This is a genomic window from Hymenobacter saemangeumensis (genome assembly GCF_039541835.1).
GTDB lineage: Bacteria > Bacteroidota > Bacteroidia > Cytophagales > Hymenobacteraceae > Hymenobacter > Hymenobacter saemangeumensis.
In genome coordinates this window covers 86,562-103,234 of sequence record NZ_BAABGZ010000013.1, presented here as the reverse complement: position 1 = coordinate 103,234, position 16,673 = coordinate 86,562, and the positions used below count along the sequence as shown (strand labels likewise).

13 protein-coding genes are annotated in these 16,673 nt (G+C 63.9%); 3 read left to right on the top strand and 10 right to left on the bottom strand.

Annotation, left to right across the window (positions count from 1 at the left end; all coding sequences use genetic code 11):
* Window positions 1-76 precede the first annotated feature (76 nt).
* Together ABD919_RS04885 and ABD919_RS04880 are read right to left on the bottom strand one after the other, a co-directional pair.
* On the bottom strand, window positions 77-1,843 hold the full coding sequence (locus ABD919_RS04885) for a hypothetical protein (protein ID WP_345234334.1): 1,767 nt from the start codon (window positions 1,841-1,843) through the stop codon (window positions 77-79).
* Window positions 1,837-2,397, bottom strand: coding sequence for an RNA polymerase sigma factor (locus ABD919_RS04880; RefSeq protein ID WP_345234332.1), 561 nt, complete (start codon window positions 2,395-2,397; stop codon window positions 1,837-1,839). Before ABD919_RS04880 ends, ABD919_RS04885 begins: the two co-directional genes overlap by 7 nt.
* A 499-nt stretch (window positions 2,398-2,896) precedes the next feature.
* Between ABD919_RS04880 and ABD919_RS04875 the strand changes: the two genes are divergently transcribed.
* The 3 genes from ABD919_RS04875 to ABD919_RS04865 all read left to right on the top strand — a co-directional run bounded on the left by ABD919_RS04875 (window position 2,897) and on the right by ABD919_RS04865 (window position 5,854).
* Window positions 2,897-3,301, top strand: coding sequence for a BlaI/MecI/CopY family transcriptional regulator (locus tag ABD919_RS04875; protein WP_345234330.1), 405 nt, complete (start codon window positions 2,897-2,899; stop codon window positions 3,299-3,301).
* Window positions 3,279-4,619: a TonB family protein gene (locus ABD919_RS04870; RefSeq protein WP_345234328.1), complete on the top strand. Its 1,341-nt coding sequence runs from the start codon at window positions 3,279-3,281 to the stop codon at window positions 4,617-4,619. The genes ABD919_RS04875 and ABD919_RS04870 overlap by 23 nt, the downstream gene beginning before the upstream one ends.
* Before the next feature lie 203 nt (window positions 4,620-4,822).
* Entirely contained in the window at window positions 4,823-5,854 is a 1,032-nt protein-coding gene (locus tag ABD919_RS04865) for a hypothetical protein (protein WP_345234326.1), read from the top strand.
* Between the two features lie 273 nt (window positions 5,855-6,127).
* Here ABD919_RS04865 and ABD919_RS04860 read toward each other — a convergent pair whose 3' ends face one another.
* From ABD919_RS04860 to ABD919_RS04825, 8 genes are all read right to left on the bottom strand, one after another.
* Window positions 6,128-6,439 (bottom strand): DUF3817 domain-containing protein, encoded by a 312-nt coding sequence (locus ABD919_RS04860; RefSeq protein WP_345234325.1) that lies wholly within the window; start codon window positions 6,437-6,439, stop codon window positions 6,128-6,130.
* A gap of 427 nt (window positions 6,440-6,866) precedes the next feature.
* Window positions 6,867-7,148 (bottom strand): hypothetical protein, encoded by a 282-nt coding sequence (locus tag ABD919_RS04855; RefSeq protein ID WP_345234323.1) that lies wholly within the window; start codon window positions 7,146-7,148, stop codon window positions 6,867-6,869.
* A 111-nt stretch (window positions 7,149-7,259) separates the two neighbouring features.
* A complete protein-coding gene (locus tag ABD919_RS04850) occupies window positions 7,260-11,981 on the bottom strand; it encodes a tail fiber domain-containing protein (protein WP_345234321.1) in 4,722 nt (1,573 codons plus the stop codon).
* Window positions 11,982-12,082: 101 nt separating this feature from the next.
* Complete coding sequence (locus ABD919_RS04845) at window positions 12,083-12,598, bottom strand: cupin domain-containing protein (protein WP_345234319.1); 516 nt, start codon at window positions 12,596-12,598, stop codon at window positions 12,083-12,085.
* 57 nt (window positions 12,599-12,655) lie between these two features.
* Entirely contained in the window at window positions 12,656-13,273 is a 618-nt protein-coding gene (locus ABD919_RS04840) for a Crp/Fnr family transcriptional regulator (protein WP_345234318.1), read from the bottom strand.
* A 93-nt stretch (window positions 13,274-13,366) separates the two neighbouring features.
* Window positions 13,367-13,648, bottom strand: coding sequence for a hypothetical protein (locus tag ABD919_RS04835; protein ID WP_345234316.1), 282 nt, complete (start codon window positions 13,646-13,648; stop codon window positions 13,367-13,369).
* Window positions 13,649-13,823: 175 nt separating this feature from the next.
* A complete protein-coding gene (locus ABD919_RS04830; protein ID WP_345234314.1) occupies window positions 13,824-14,603 on the bottom strand; it encodes a LytR/AlgR family response regulator transcription factor in 780 nt (259 codons plus the stop codon).
* A 63-nt stretch (window positions 14,604-14,666) separates the two neighbouring features.
* Window positions 14,667-16,412 (bottom strand): sensor histidine kinase, encoded by a 1,746-nt coding sequence (locus tag ABD919_RS04825; protein WP_345234313.1) that lies wholly within the window; start codon window positions 16,410-16,412, stop codon window positions 14,667-14,669.
* Between the last annotated feature and the right edge of the window lie 261 nt (window positions 16,413-16,673).

The following is a 16,673-nucleotide window of genomic DNA, read 5'->3' as shown; positions in this document are numbered from 1 at the left end:
TCCGATTGGAGCTGGGAGGCAGTAACGGATTCACGTTATGGCAACTGTGGGGGCTTGCGGCGGCAGGGAGGTAGTGCTAGAGGCGCCAGCGCATGCCCAGCATAATGCCCGTAGAAGTAGGCTGCTGCTTCAGGCCGGTTTCGGCTTTGTACAGCGATAGAGCCTGCCAGCGCATACTGGGCGCGGCGCTCACGCTCAGGCGGTCGGAAAGGGCATAGTTCAGCGCCAGGCTGCCGCTGAGGGCCAGGTTGAAGGTGCGGAAGGGGCCGGAGGCGGCCGAAATGGTTTCGGTACGGAAGTTCAGGCCGTCGTCGGTTACGGCCTGGGTGCCGCCCAGGAAGAACTGCAGCTGGGCGCCCAGGGCCACATCGGTCCAGAAGCGGCTGTTGCCTGGCATGCTAATGCGGTAGCGCAGCAGCACGGGCAGGGTGGCGAAGCGGTAGTTGGGCCGCAGCGTGGTGTTGGTGCTTACTTCCCGCCGCGTGAGAATGGGCGTGGTGGTAGTCACCGTGTTGCGCAGGCTGTCGTGCAGCACCGTAGTGGTAAAGAGGGTATCCTGCCGGGTAGTGTACACCGTGTCGTATCCCAATACCTGCCCACTGGAGTTGAAGATGGGGTTGAGCATAGGCACCTGGGTGACGCGGATGGAGTAGGTCTGGTAAGTGGAGGTAGCGGCCGTGGTGGTGCTGGTGGTAGTAGTCTGATAGTTCACGTCCACCTCCGTGCGGCGGTTGTTGATGCGCAGCTCGGCGCCGAAGGCCGAGTAGCCCAGGCCGGCGCCCAGGCTCCAGCGCGGGTTGAGGTGGTATTCGGCCAGCAGGTGGGCATTTACGCCGGGACGGCCGGTTTCGTGGCCGCGGCGCAGGCTGTTGAGCTTGTCCTCGTCGGCAGCTTCCAGGGTCAGGGCGTTCTGCTCGGCGGCGCCCGCCAGCTGCAGGCTCCAGCGGCGGGTAAGCGGCCGGGGCCTGGCGGTGTCGGCCTCTGCGGTAGCAGGCGCAGCGGCAATGGCCGAAGGCAGCGCTACGGGCACGTCGCCCAGCACAACCAGCAGGCTGTCGGTATGAATCTGCAGGCGCAGCAGCTCGGCCCGCTGGGCGCGCAGGTTAGCAATCTGCTGAGCGCGGGCTGCTTCGGAAGAAGCTACTACCGATGGGCCAGCCTGCACGCGGCGCTCCAGCGCCACCAGCTGCCGCAGGGAAGCCGGAACCTGCTCGGCCGACTGCCCGGCAGCGGCGGCATCGGCGGCGGGCGTAGCCAGCGCCAACGTGAGGGCGGCTTGCTCGGGGCTTTGGCCAGCGGCCACTGCCGCGCTGGGCACGGCGGCGGTGGCAGGCTCGGCAGCCACGACTGCGGCGGCCGCGGCGCTGGGAGCAGCCGGCAGCAGGGCTGGCGCAGGCTGGTTATTCTGTTGAGACTTAGCGCGACGCGTGGGAGCGGCCTGAGTGCGGGCTACAGAACCCTGCTGCGCTTCTCTCCGCCGGGCAGCACCTGAAGCACGCCGGGAGTCACGCATGGCCGCTGTCTGCTGCTTTGCAACAGCCACTGTAGCCGGCGCAACAGCTCCGGTTACGGATTCTGTGCGGGCCGCCGACGACGGCCCGGCTACCGGGTTAGCCGCATGGGGCAGCAGCCAGCCGGCCAGGCCGGCCAGCAGGGCCACCAGCGCAAACAGGAAGGGCAGCGGCACCGGCCGGCGCCGGCGTACGGGCAGCACGGGCGGGGGCAGGTCGGCCAGGCGCTGCTCAATGCCGGTCCACACGTGGCGGGCCGGGGGCAGGTCGTAGTCGCTGAATATATCGCGCAAAGACTGGTCGAGGCGGTTGTCTTCCGGTTCTTCTAGCATAGTCGTAAGTGGTTTACCTGCTGCTGGTGCAGCAGGTGAAGTTGTTTTCGGGCCTTGCTGAGCTGGGCCTTGGAGGTGCTTTCCTGGATGTTGAGCATTTCGGCGATTTCGCCGTGCGTGTAGCCGTCCACAGCATAGAGCATCAGCACCATGCGGCAGCCGTCGGGGAGCTTTTCGATAAGGGCCATTACCTCCGTCACGCTGAGCTTGTCAAGCGCGTCGGCATCGTGCGCCACCGGGTCGGGCACGTCGTCGAGCTGGGCCTGCTGGCGGCGGTGCTGCCCGCTTTGCCAGTGGTTGAGGGCCGTGGTGACGACGATGCGCCGAATCCAGCCTTCGAGCGAGCCTTCGGCCCGGAAGTCGCCCAGCCGGGTGAAGACTTTCACAAAGGCGTCCTGCAGAATGTCTTCGGCTTCGGCCACCGACCGCACATAGCGCCGCGCCACGCCCATCATGCGGCCGGCATAACGGGCATAGAGGGCCCGCTGAGCACTGGGCTCGCGCAGGCGACAGCGCAAAAGCAGGTCGTCGAGGTCGGTATTGGAAACCGGCATAGTAGAAAAGCGAAACCCCGGCGCGCAGGGGCTTGCCAGGGTCAGACAAGTTAACGCCGGAAAAGGCTGCCCAAAGACTTTATTTTTTGCCTGGGGCAAAACACTCCCGCCTTTCCGAAGAGGCGAGAAGCTAAAGCCGCCCGCAAGCGGCTTTCAAGTTGACGCCCAGGCCAGGGCTCATACTGTGCCGGCTACTACAAAGCGCACAGCAGCACCCGAAGGAATAATACCGCGGGCACGCAGCTTACATGCAAACGGCCCTGCTTAACCTGCTATCATGGTAGCTAAAGCAACGGGTCAGAATCAGATAGGATAGGGCCTTAGCGAATTTGCCTGTGAGGATTGGGTGGGGTTAACGGTGCCGACATCGGATAGCAGCAACCGGTCACCACTGGGATAGAGAGATGCGGCAGGCTGTGAAACTAAAAAATTAGTGACACAACTAAAATATTAGTTGTACGTTTGCGTTACTCTGACATAACCCTAAAAATCCATCCTGATGGACGCATCCTTTCCCGAGCTAACCCGAGCCGAAGAGCAGGTAATGCAGGTGCTATGGCGCCGCGGCCCCTCCTTCGTAAAAGACGTGCTGGCCGAGCTGCCCCCCCCGGCGCCGGCCTACAACACCGTATCGACCATTGTCCGCATCCTGGAAAGCAAGGGCTTTGTGGGGCACGAGGCCTTTGGGCGCACCCACCGCTACTTCGTGCTGGTAGCGCAGGACGACTACCGCCGCTTCTCGCTGCGCAAGCTGCTGGGTGGGCACTTCGGCAATTCCTTCAGCCGCCTGGTGTCCTTTTTTGCCAAAGAAGAAAACCTGAACGCCGCGCAGCTCGACGAGCTGCTCCGTCACGCCTCCCAACCCGAAAACCCCGATTCCGATGAACCTCATCAACCTGCATAGCTGGATGGTGCTCAGCACGGTGCTGCTGGGCTTGTGGTGGCTTTGCTACCACCTGACCCTGCGCTCGGAGCGCAGCTTCGCCTACAACCGGGCCTTTCTGGTGCTGGGGCCGCTGCTGGCGCTGGCCCTGCCCCTGCTGCCGCTGGACTGGCCCAGCAGCTGGACAAGTGCCCCCGTCGGGCTGCCCGGCCTCAGCGTGCTGCTGCCGGCCGTGCAGGTGGGTGCGGCTGAGGCGTCGGCCGGCGCCAGCTGGCCGGGCTGGATTTGGCCGCTATACCTGGGCGGGGCGGCGCTGCTGCTGCTGCGCCTGTTGGGGAGCCTGGGGCAGCTCTGGCTTCGCACCCGCGCCATGCCCCGCCAGGCCGGTGCCGGCTACACCCTGCTGCGCACCGGCGGCCGCCTGCCCACCAGCTCCTTCGGGCGGGTGGTGTTCTGGGACGAAACCACGCCCCTGAGCCCGGCCGAAGCCCGGCAGGTGCTGCGCCACGAGCTGGCCCACGTGCGCCAGGGCCACACCTACGACCACCTGCTGCTGGAGCTGCTGCGCGTGCTGCTGTGGTTCAACCCCTTTGTGCACCTGTGCGGCCGGGCCCTGGGCCTCACCCACGAGTTTCTGGCCGATGCCGCCGCCCTCGACGAGGGCCCGGCGGCGGCCCGCGCCCCCGCTACTTTCTACACCCAACTGCTGGCCCGGCAAGTGGCCGCACAGCTCGGTTTCTCCCCTCCACTTGCGCATTCCTTTTCCCAATCTCAAACCCTGACCCGTATTGCCATGATTTATAAAACCGCCCCCGCCCGCCGCTGGAAAAAGTGGCTGGGACTGCCGCTGCTGGCGCTCTCGTTTCTCACCGTTGCCTGTGAGCGCAACGCCGACTTCCTCCCCCCGCCTCCACCGCCGGTGGTGGAAGCGCCGCCCCCACCCCCGGCCCCGGCGCCAGCCGATGCCCCGCCGCCCCCTCCTCCGCCCGCTTACACCAGCGTGGAGCAGATGCCGGAGCTGCCCGGCGGTGGTGGCCCCCAGGCCATTGTGGCCCAAATCCAGCGCAACCTGCAGTACCCCAATGTGACGCCTGAGCAGCGTCGCAACGGACGGGTATTTGCCTCCTTCATCGTGAGCGACCAAGGTGAGGTGCAGGCAGTGCAAATAGTAAAAGGTATGGCGCCCGAATACGATGCAGCTGTGGTGGCGGCCATTCAAAAGCTCCCGCGCTTCCGCCCCGGCAAGCACAGGCTGACGGAGGGCAGTAGCACCTTGCAAGCTGTGCCGGTAAGCTTTACGGTTCCGGTGCAGTTTGTATGGGCCGCTAAGGCCAACTAAAAATACCCGCGGTGCAGGAAACGACGCCAGCGCGTCGGTTCAGCGCCGCCATTACGAGAGAAACCGCTTGAAAAGCTCCGGCCAATGCCGGGGCCTTTCTGCGTTGAAGCGGGCCTGCTGCATACGTTGCCGGGATGCGGTTTCAACCAATGCCACGAATGCGCTACCTTCGTAGGACTTTTCAGCCTGTCATTTGCCTTTTTGTGAGTCGTTTTACTAGTTTTTTCCGGCCGGCCCTGGCCGCCGGTCTGCTGGCCGCCCTGGCCCTGCCCGCCTGCCAAACCCGTCCTGCCGAGGGCGAATCCGCCAGCACTGGCGGTGCTGAAGGAGAGGCCGCCGCGGCCAGGCCCGCCCCCGTCGACACCATACAGCTGCAGCGCCTGGCCATGCGCCGCGACTCGCTCAAGGCTGATTCCATTGCCAAGAAAAACGGGCAGCTGCCCGGCGCCATCCTCCCCGGCCACCGCATCGTGGCCTTTTATGGCAACATCCGCTCGAAAGGAATGGGCATTCTGGGCCGGGAGCCCAAGGAGCAGATGTTCCGCAAGTTTGCCGGCGTGCTCAAGGAATGGCAGGCGGCCGACCCCAGCATTCCCGTGCAGCCCGCGCTGCACAACGTAACCATCACCGCCCAGGGCACCCCGGGCAAAGACGGCAAGTGGCGCCTGATGAACTCCAAGGCGACCATCGAGGAGGTCATCAGCTGGGCCCGGGAGCACAAGTGCATTCTGTTCCTCGACGTGCAGCCCGGCCACAGCACCCTGCAGGTGGAGGTGCCCAAGCTGGAGCAGTACCTCAAGCAGCCCGACATTCACCTGGGCATCGACCCCGAGTTTTCGCTGTCCACCATGCCCGGCATTCGTCCCAACCAGCGCATTGGCACCCTCGATGCCAAGGACATCAACTGGACTATCAACTACCTGGCCCGCATCGTGAGCGAAAACAAGCTCCCGCCCAAGGTCCTGACCGTGCACCGCTTCACCCGTAAGATGGTGACCAACTACAAAAGCATCAAGCTTGACCCCCGGGTGCAGGTGGTGATGCACATGGACGGCCACGGCGACCCCACCCTGAAAAAAGACTCCTACAAAGACTACATCGTGGCCGAGCCCGTGCAGTACACCGGCTTCAAGCTGTTCTACGAGTACGACGCCCGCCCCAAGCCCCACCACATCATGACGCCGTCTGAGGTGATTGCCCTCAAGCCCTCTCCGCTGTACGTTCAGTACCAGTAGTATTTGATGTGCTAATGTGCTAATGTGCTGATGTGCTGATTAGGTGAAAAGCCGTGTCATTGCGAGGGCACAGCACGCGCAACCGAAGGGCGGCGCAGCCAGTTAGTCCTTTCTCAGCGACCAGCCAGATAATAAGAAAAGCCCCAATGCCAGTGCTGGCATTGGGGCTTTTCTTATTGGTTATATCTCAGTGCCGACAGAATGCCAGCGGGCGGATGAGCTACGCCGACCTTTGGCTACCTCACTTCGTTCGCACTAACGCGGCTTTTACGCTTACTGCACTTCAGCGGGCTGAAACAGCTTTTTATCGGCGTAGAAAGTGCCAAACGGCACCAGGGACGCTAAAAAGCCCAGCGCTGCCTTGCCCAGCGACCAGCGGTGCTCGATGCTGTTCTGAATCAGCAGCAGCACGTAGAGCACAAACAGCACGCCGTGGGCCATGCCGACCACGCGCACGGCCTGGGGCATGTGGAGCATATACTTTAGGGGCATGGCAATGCCCAGCAGCACCAGAAACGAAAGGCCTTCGAGAAAGCCCACCAGGCGCAGGCGGCCGAGGGGCGTAGTGAGCAGCGAGAAAAGCATTGGGCGCAAAAAGGATGAGGGTAGAATGCGGGCCAAAGGTAAGGCCCTATGAGGGAGCACTGGGGAACGAACCACGCATTCTACTCGCAGAGCCATACAGCGGCCAGGCGCCTTCACGGGCTTAGCAGCCAGCATAGCCTGCATAAAAAAGGCCACTCATAGAGCGGCTGGTGCTTAAATAACTGCTGCCACTTCCTGAAAACAGGGTGGAATAGCCAGTGGTATTGCTGTAACCGCTAGTGGAGCCCTGGAACACACACTACCGCCACCAATGGTATTACGGAATCTGCTAAGGGCACCTTGGGATACCTTGTCGCACCTGGGAATGCTGGCAGCTACCCGGGAAGTTGTGCTTAACGTAGCCAAGCTAAAAAGCCGCCGGGCTGCGCAACGCGCAACCCGGCGGCTTTTTAGCTTAATCAAGCGCTTACGAGTGTTTGCGCATCATTTTCATGTCAGGACGGCCCTTCACACCAGCTCGCTGCATGCTGGGCATGCCGTCGGGGTCGGCCATGAAGTTGTTTAGGGAATCGGGGTGAGCCAGCTCACCGTGTACCGTCACCATGTTGGGGTTGTCGTGGGCCTGGTACACGCCGTGGATTTTGATGCCGTGCTTTTCACGGAGAGCAGCGCCCTCGTCGAAGTGCTGCTTCCAGGTGGTGAAGTCTTCTACTTCGTGGCTGAGGTGGGTGTGAATGGGGTTTTCCATGTGAGAAAAAAGTTGGGGGTTAAGGTTGGGGGTAATAGGTCTATAATAGTGCTCAAGGTATTGGAAGCCTTTATGCTTTTCAATTTTATGAACGGTACTTAACTGGAAAGGCTACTTCCGCACCTGGGCCGGGCTTTCGCCCAGCAGGCGGGCCAGCTGCTCCTTCAGGGTTTGCAGGTCGGCGTGGTCGGCTTCGGCAGAGGCGGCTTTCGCTTGCAGGGTGCGCACGGTGCCTTGCAGCGCACTGTGTTGCGCCTGCAGCTCGGCCAGCTGCCGGGCCAGCTCCTGGGTGGCGCTCACGTTGAGCATGGACAGGGCTTCGTAGTCGACGGAGCGTACATCGGCATGCTCCAGGCCGAAGACGAACACCGGGCCTCCGGCCAGTGCCTGGGCGCCGCGCACCACCAGGGTGCGGGTGCCCGCCGGGGCCGGACGGGCCAGTGCGGCCTGGCTCTGAATGGTTTCGCCTATCAGCTTCAGGCGCTGGCCGGCGGTGCCGGCGGTAGCCAGGCCAGTGGGCAGAGTAAGGAGCAGCAGCGAATCGCCGGGCAGCACCTGCACAGTGGTAGCCGCTGCGTAGATGTCGGGCAGAAAGCCGGTGTGCTGGCTGACGGCCTGCGGGAATACGGCTTCCACTTCCTGGGCAATGACCTTCTTAAACTGGCGGCTGCCAAATTGCACCCGGTCGCGCATGGTATAGTCGGTGATGCGGATTTTAGTCAACAGGGCCAGGTCGGCCGCGCGGTCGGAAAGGCCGATGACGGTTTTAAGGCGGCGGTCCGAAACAGCGTCGAACTCCGAGGCCAGCACGCGGCCCGCGGCCCGGATACTAAAAGGCGCCGAAGCATTGGCCCAGGTGCCGGCACCGCCCTGACCCAGGTAGCCGTAGCCACCCGATACGAAGTAATTCACGGTGCTCTGTACATCGAGCGGAAACGCCGGGGCCGTGGTGCCAATGCCTACGTTGGCCCCGCTGCCCAGCACCACGCTGTTGCTGGCCGTCACAGTTGCATTAGCCCCGATGGCCGTGGTGTTGGTGAGGGTGCCGCTGCCGTTAGACACGCCCGCATTGTAGCCCAGGGCCGTGTTGTTGCTGCCCGTGGTGTTGAAGTTGCCGCTACCGGGACCAACGAACAGATTGCCACTGCCTGTAGTGCTGTTAAAGCCGCTGCTTGAGCCGATGAACACGTTTAAGCTGCCTGTATTCAAGCTGCCGCTAGTTGGGCCGATAAACAGGTTATCGCGGCCAGTAACGTTGCTTGTGCCGGCCTGGTGGCCGATGAAAACGTTGTTGTAGCCGCTGGTATTATTATAGCCACTGCGCCAGCCCTCGAAAAAGTTGCTGTAGCCGGTGGTGTTGCTGAAACCGCTTTGATAGCCTAAAAAGTAGCTGTCGTTGCCCGTGGTGTTGCCCGCACCAGCTTGGTAGCCAATGAACGTATTGCGCAGGCCCTGATTTGCGCCGGCATTGGGCACCGTAGCCTGCCCGGCCTGGTAGCCCAGGTACAAGTTGTTGCCCCCGCTATTCTGCGCCAGGTTCAGGCCTCCATCGGCCCGCACGCCCACGCCGATACCTGCGATGCTGGCGCCGGCTCCGGTCAGGGTGTTGCCCTGCAGATTCAGGGCCTGGGTAGCGGTGTGGTTGCCCAGGTTGTCGCCCAGGGCGCTGGCCGTGCTCACGCCCAGCACGCCGTTACCATCGGCGGTTACTACCAGCGTGCCGGCGCCCGTCAGGCTGCGGATGCGGGCCGTGCCATCAACGTCCAGGGCATTGGTGGGGTTCTGGCTAGCCAGGCCAATACCCAGCCGACCCGTCGGCGTTAGCGTGAGCCAGTAGTTGGCGGCATTGCCAAAGGTGAGGGCGCCGGCGGGAGAGTAGTTACCCGTGGCGCCCGTGCGCATTACCCACAGCCCACCTCCGGCGGCGGTGTTGGTGATTTGCAACGCTGCCCCCAGGCCATTAAGCGTAGCGTCAGAGCCGCTGATTTCGAGGCGCGCCGCCGGAGCCGTGGTGCCGATGCCCACGTTCACGCCGTTGCCCAGCACTAGGCTGTTGCTGGCCGTCACGGTCGCATTAGCCCCAATGGCGGTGGTGTTGGTGAGGTTGCCGAGGCCATTGGGTAGACCAGCATAAAAGCCCAGAGCCGTGTTGTTAGCACCGGAGGTAGTGTAATAACCTGCAAAGTAGCCCACCAGCGTATTGTTATTGCCCGTTGCACGGAAGCCGCTAAATCCGCCAAAGTATGCGCCTCCAATTCCAGTGCTGTTAGAGTAACCGCTAGCACCACCGGTGAACACGTTGGAGGAACCGCTGGTAGTGGAGTAGCCGCTATTAACGCCATTGAATACGTTGCCATTGCCGGTGGTAGTGGAGTATCCACTGTTATAGCCGCTATATACGTTGCCGTAGCCGGTGGTATTATTGTAGCCGCTCTGAAAGCCGGTGAACACGTTGTTGGTGCCCGTATTTATGCGCCCGGCCTGATAACCGAGGAAGATGTTACTGCCGTTGCTCTGGCCCAGGTTCAGGCCGCCATCGGCTCGCACGCCCACGCCTACCTCGGTGCCCAGGTCGGCCCCGTTGCCGGTCAGGGCTGTGGTCACGATGGCATTGGTGGTGCGGGTGGTGCCGGCTACATCCAGGGTCTGAGTGGGGGCCGCGCTGCCACCAATACCCACATTGCCCGTACCGGAGAAGGTGAGGCTGTTGCCGGCCAGGGGCACATCGGTGGCTGCGGCCAGGGCGGTGCCGCCCAGCTTCACGTTGCCGCTGGCTACGCTCACGCCGTTCGAGGCCGTTACCGTGGCATTAGTGCCCGCCGGCCCTACTGGCCCTTGCGGTCCGGTAGCGCCTGTCGGTCCTTGTGGGCCTGTGGGACCAACTGCCCCAGTAGCACCGGTAGTGCCAACAGGACCTTGAGCCCCCTGGGGCCCTACGCCTCCCGTTGCTCCCTGCGCCCCGGTTGCGCCTGTAGCACCCGTTGCCCCGGTGGCGCCTGTAGCTCCGGTAGGCCCTACCGGGCCTGCGGGACCTGTTGCTCCGGTAGCGCCGGTGGTACCCGGGTCGCCAGTTACCCCAATAGTCCAGCTGGTGAAGGTGCCGCTGCCTACAATCCGGTCAGCATTGACTACTAATGAGGTGCCGCTGTAGCTTGTCACGGTGCCTTCCAGATAGGTAGTACCCGAGTTGGCAACCCGCACTCGCTCGCCGATTACATAAGCCAGGCCGCTGGCCGTGGCAAAGGTGCGGCTACCCGTACCAATTGTATTGCTTGTGCTGCTAGTGCCGCCATAGCCGGCACCGGCGCTGCCCGTGCTGCCCACGGGGCCCTGCGGCCCGGCAGGCCCCTGGGCGCCTGTAGCCCCTATAGGTCCTGCTACGCCCTGGGGGCCCGTGGCTCCCTGGGGGCCTGTGGCACCGGTTGCACCCGCCGCCCCGGTGTTGCCGGTGGGGCCCTGAACCCCCTGCGGACCTACTGCGCCGGTTGCCCCTTGCGGGCCAACAGCGCCGTTTGCCCCGGTGGGACCGGCTGGGCCCTGTGCTCCCATTGCGCCGGCGGGGCCGGTGGCTCCTTGCGGACCTGCTGCGCCGGTAGCGCCCACAGGACCAGCCGGCCCGACGGGGCCGGCCACACCGGCCGGGCCGGTAGCTCCCGTAGCACCAGTAGCGCCCTGGGCCCCGGTGGCACCCGTTGGGCCCTGCGGGCCGGTGTTCGTAGGCAGCGTCACGCTGTTGCCGTTGCTGCCGCTAATGGTTAAGGTTTGCCCGCTCACGCTCAGCAGCTGGCCGGGCAGGTTGATGAAGTTGCTGCCGTCGAGGGTGGGGGCGGCGTACACCAAGGGGGTAATGGTGAGCTGGCCATCGAGCCCGGCAGTAGGGGCCAGGGCGTAGCTGATGTTGCTGCTGCCAGTGGGCATCACCCACGACGAGCCGCCGCCGCCGGCGCCGCCCGTGCCGCCGCCGCCGCCGCCGTAGTAGCCGCCGCCGCCGCCCGCGGCCGTGCCGCCCGCACCAGTGCCACCCGTGCCGTTCAGGCCGGGGTTGCTGCCGGCGCCGGCCGCGCCCGGGCCCGTGGGTGTTGCCCCGCCGCCGGCGTTGGTGCTGGAAGGGGTGCCGCCGGTGGGCGCGCCGCCGGTGCCGCCGTAATAAGCCGGGTTGTCGCTGGTGCCGCCGCCGCCGCCGGTACCGCCGCTGCCACCCGCCACCAGTAGGGCATTGCGGCTGCTGAGGTAGTCGCCGGTGCTGGCCCCGGTGCGGCGCAGGTCGGTAGCTCCACCGCCGCGGCCGGCCCCGCCGGTATCGCCGCCGCCATTGTAGAGCACGGCGCCTACTTGTATGGTTAGTACTTCGCCGGGCACCACCGTCAAGTTGGCCGATACCAGGCTGCCCCGGCCCCGGGGGTTGCCGAAGTAGTTCTGCCCGGCTGAACCCCGGGCCACCACCGCAATGCTGGTCACGCCCGCCGGTACTGTGTAGGTTTGGGCTGCCCCGGTGAAGCTATAGGTTTGGCTGGTGGCGGTGGTGGATGCCTGCGGCTGCTCCGTAGCCGTCAGCAGGTTGGTCCAGCTGCTGCCGTTCCATACGTTCAGCTTGCCGGTGGTTGTGTTAAAAACCTGCAAACCGGCAGCAGGGCTGGCTATCAGGTCGCGGGCGGCCTGGGTCATGCGGGGAGGCAGAAAGCCCTTGCTGCCCGACGATACATCGAGGGCCGCCGAGCTAGCCGGGCTGGTGGTGCCAATACCGACGCCCGGTGCCTGGGCCCAGGCGCCGGGTGCTGCGAACAGCAAGGACAAGCCGAGTAAAGCTGCCCGCAGAGAGTATATTTTTTGCATAAAAAAGGGGATTAGCAGTCGGTGACGGCGTGCGCCGTAAGTGTCAGCCGGTAGCAATAAGGACTAGGACGTGTGATGTAGGCCGGCCAAGTGTCCGAAAATCAGAAGCTAGCCGTGGGCGTCACTTCGATTCCGTAGCGTTGCTGGAGGTCGCTCAGGCAAGCCAGCAGCTCGGGCAGAGGCGGCCCGGGGGGGCGTGCTGGCAGCTCGGCCTGAGGCGCAGGCTCGCCCAGCGCCACGAACATTTCCTCCAGCCCGGCCGGGAACAGCTGAACCAGGTAGTGGCAGGTGTCGCTCAGGATGCGGAAGCGGTGGGGCTGCTGCCGGGGCAGGTAGATGTAGTCGCCGGCCCGCAGGTGGCAGGAAACCCCGGCTACAGTAAATTCCATCTCTCCGGCCAGCAAAAAAATGGCCTCATCTTCGTGGTGGTGCGCGTGGTAGGGCGGCTCCAGGCCCCGGCGCATCACCGTCTCTATCAGGGCAAACTGTCCGTCGGTGTCGGCGCTGGTAGCCAGCAGCTTGAGCAGGGCGCCCATGTACCAGTAAGTGCGCTGGCCGGCAGGGCCTACCACATAAGCCGGCGGGCGGGGGCTGCGGTCCAGGAGGGAGGTTGTCATGCCTCAAAGCTACCGGCACCCCCTGCCCAGGCTACTTGACTTAAGTCAAGAACGGATTCAAAGCGTAATGTTTTTGCGGATACGGCTCAGCGTCTCGGGCTGAATACCCATCCAGGATGCAATGATTTTCAAGGGCACGCGCTGGAATATCTGGGGGTTTTCGCGCAACAGCCCCAGGTAGCGCTGCTCGGCGCTCTTACTGCTGCGCTCAGCCATCAGCTGCAGGGCCACATTGAAGCTGCGGTTGCGCACGTAATGGAACACGTTGGTGAAAGCCGGCACCTGGGCAAACAGCCAGTCGTAGCCTGCTTTGTCGATGGTGAGGCCGACCGTCTCTTCCAGACATTGAATGGAGTAAACAGAAGCAACACCGTTCGAAAGGCTGTGCATGTCGCCCGAGAAATAGTCGTCGAAGGCCAGGCGCGTGGTTTGCTCCACCCCGTCGGCGTCGGTGGTATAATCTCGCATCACACCCCGCACGATGTAAACCGAGAAGGGGCAAATTTCACCGACCCGGAGAATGTGCTCGTTTCGTGCGAAGTGCCGCTCCTTGAACGTTGCCCGAATCATTACCTCTTCCTCGGCCGAAACCGCCACCTTGTCGCGGCAGCAGTTCAGTAATTGCTCATGGGGCGTGGCGCCTCCAGGTGAGGGGTAATGAATGGGGATTGCCATTTGTAAAGCAATGTTTTACGGATGATAAAAAAACGTCAGGCCGCACGACGGTGCAGCCTGACGGGCTTATAGGTTCAGCACGCGGCCCCTGGGCTAGGCGTGCTTGTGCATCATCTTCATGTCGGGGCGGCCTTTTACGCCGGCAGTCTGCATGGTGGCCTGCACATCGGGGTCGGCCATGAACGACTGCAGGGCGGAAGCATCGTCAACTTCGCCGTGTACGGTCACGTGGTTCGGGTTGTCGTGGGCCTGGTACACGCCGTGAATGCGAATGCCGTGCTTCTGACGGTAAGGCTCGTGGGCATCGAAGCCCTGCTTCCAGGTCGCGAAGTCTTCTACCTCGTGGCTGAGGTGGGTGTGGATGGGGTTTGCCATGGTGAAAAGCGAAAAAAGGTGAGAAAAGAAACGGGGTTTTGCTGGGCAGGCGGGCAGCCAACCAGCTGAGCGTAAATATGAAGCTTTTAGTGGCAGCCCGCTTCAGAAAGTCCGCCAGCGTCGGCAGAACGTCTTCGGGCGTCGGTTTTCCGGGGCCGAAGCGGGGATGGCCCGCCTAGCCTCCTTGCCCGTCGATGAGGTTGAGGCGGCGCAGCAGCTCGTCTTTGTGGGAGCGGCCCAGGGGCAGGGTGCGGCCGGCCACCTGCACGGTGTAGCCCACGGGGTCGAGCCCCTCCAGGTGACGGGCGTTGATAACGTATGCGCGGTGCACCTGCACAAAGTCCTGCCCGGCCAGGCCCCGGGCCGCGTCCCGGAGGCTCATGCGCAGCGGATAGCGGTGGCCACTGGCCAGTACCAGCACGCAGTATTTCTCACCTGCTTCAATGTACAGGGCCTCACTATAGGGCACCTTCACCAGTCCTTCCCGGTCTTTGAGAAAGAAAGCATCGCGCACCAGCACATCCTGCTCCCAGGCCGGAGGCCGGGTAAGCGGCTCGCTTTCGGGTGAAGAAGCGGCCTGCCGCGCAAAATTGAGCAGGGCCAGCTCAACGGCATTTTGTACCGTGTGCTGGCTGAAAGGCTTGGTGATGAAGGCAAGGGCCCCCACGGCCCGCGCCCGCTCAAACGTAGGCCGGTCGGTGAAAGCCGTTATAAAAATCAGCGGGACGGGCTGCCGGCTGCTAAGCTGCCGGGCCAGCTCCACGCCATCAACCGGGCCGCGCAAGCCGATGTCGAGCAGCACCAAATCTGGCTTTAGGGCCTCGAAGAGCGCCACGGCCTGGGCGGCGGTGGGCACCGGCCCCAGGGGCTCGTGGCCCAGCTCCTCCAGGTACTCGCAGAGCAAGTCACCGTACAGCCGCTCATCTTCTACAATCAGAATCTGGATTTTGCTCATGCCAGCCGCAAAGCACGACAATGGAAGCCGACGGAACAAGGCGGCAGCGGAAGCGCCGGGTGCCTAGGCCGGCACGGCAATGGGCTGGGCCAAGGGCAGACTCAGCGTTACTTCGGCCCCGCCTTCGGCACGGTTGCGCCAGCTTAGCTGCCCACCCAGCTGCCGGGTAAAGGCCCGGCACACCACCAGGCCCAGGCCGACCCCGGTTCGCCCGCTGGCGTCGGCGGTGCGGGGGCCTACTTCCGCCGTGGCCCAGGCGACAGCGGCCGCGGCCGAAAAGCCCGGCCCGGTATCGGTAATGCGGAAAACCAGGCTGTCCTCTTCCGCTTCGGCGGTGAGGGTGACCTGCCCACCGATGGGGGTAAACTTCAGGGCATTGCCCAGCAGGTTGCGCAGTAGCGTGCGCAGCATCTGGCGGTCGGCCGTCACGTACAGGTCGTCAGCGGCATCTACTCGCAGCTCTATCTCCTGGGCCGTCGCCTGGAGCTGCCCAATGCTGAGGGCTTCGCGCAGCAGGAGAGACACGTCGAGCAGCTCGGGTCGGGGCTCTAGGTCGCCACTTTGGCTTACGGCCCAGCCCAGCACATTGTCGAGTACCCCGTACAGGGTCTGGGCAGTCTGCTGCAGGTGGTCGCCCAGCTCTACCAGCCGCTCGGGCTCGCCCCGGCGCACGTAGCGCTGAATAATGGTCTGTATGCCCGTGAGGGCCGCCAGCGGGTTGCGCAGGTCGTGGGCCACAATGGCAAACAGGCGGTCCTTGGTGGCATTCAGGGCCTGCAGCTTGCCAGCGGCTACGGCCAGCTCGGCCTTCTGCGTGCTCAGGATGGCGTTGGCCTGCTGCTTGAGGCGGTTGCGATTGTAAAGGGTGGCGGCCAGGGCCAGGAGCAGGGCTGCCCCGGTCAGTAGGGCATAGAGCAGGGTGGTGCGGCGCCGCAGGTCGGCCTCGCGCAGCGCCGCCGCCGCGTCAAGCCCGCTGATGCGGTGGCGCTGCCGGGCCAGCTGGGCCAGCTGCTTCTCACTTTCATAGAGCGCCTGCATTTCCTGCATGCGGGCGATAGACGAGCTTTCGTACAGGCTGTCATTGATTTGTGTAAGGCGCAGCTGGGCAGCATATGCCTCCTCGTGCTGGCCTAGTCTGGCCAGGGCCGGGGCCAGGGTACGCAGGGCGTCGCAGAGCAGGTTATAGTCTTTCCAGCCTATGCAGTACTGCTGAATAAGCCGGGCCGCCTGCACCGCTTCCGCGTAGCGGCCCTCGCGGTAGAGGAGCTCGGCTTCGTCGGACTTAATGTAGTAGTCTATCTGCTTGAACGGCGGACGCACCAGCAGGGCGGAGTCCATCACCCGGCGGGCTTCGGCCAGGCGGCCCAGCGTAAGGTAGGGTTGGATGAGGTTGCCCAGGTACACCGCCGCGTGCTGGCGGTTGCCGGCGCGTAGCGCCTCCTGGCAAGCGCGGCGGTAGCCACTTATTTCGGCCTGGTAGTCGTGGCGCAGCCCTTCCGCCATGGCCAGCACGTTGTAGATGCGGCCCAGCGTGAGGGGCTCGGCGTGGGGGCCGGCATAGCGCAGGGCGGCCTGGGCAAACTGCCGCCCCTGCTCCGGCTGGCTGAGCAGGATGTAGCCCCAGCTGACGAAGGTGGCGTACTCCACGAGCCGGACAGTATCGTGCTGGCTTTCGAGCAGCTGGTAGCCGGCCAGCAGGCGCTGCACGCCCAGCGCGCCCTTGTGGTCGTTTATGTAAAGCTGGCCCAGCTGGCGCAACGCCATGCTACGCAGCAAGGGCGGCTGGCCCGGCTGGGCCAGCTTTTCCAACTGGAGAATGTCAGCTGTACCAGCCCGCTTCAGCGCACCCAGCTGCAAGGGAATAGGCCAGCGGCGGAACCCAGGCGCCCGCAGACTATCGGAAAGGCTGGGCAGGACCTGCGCGTGAGCTTGCCCGGCAGTGGCAAGAGCCAGCAGGAGCAAGCAAGAAACAGCAACCAGCCGGGCGAACATGAGCCGAATATACAACTTATGAAGCGCGGAAAGAACAGTTTTTCAGCCTGGCATAGCCAAAAAAAGCGCGACGGGTAC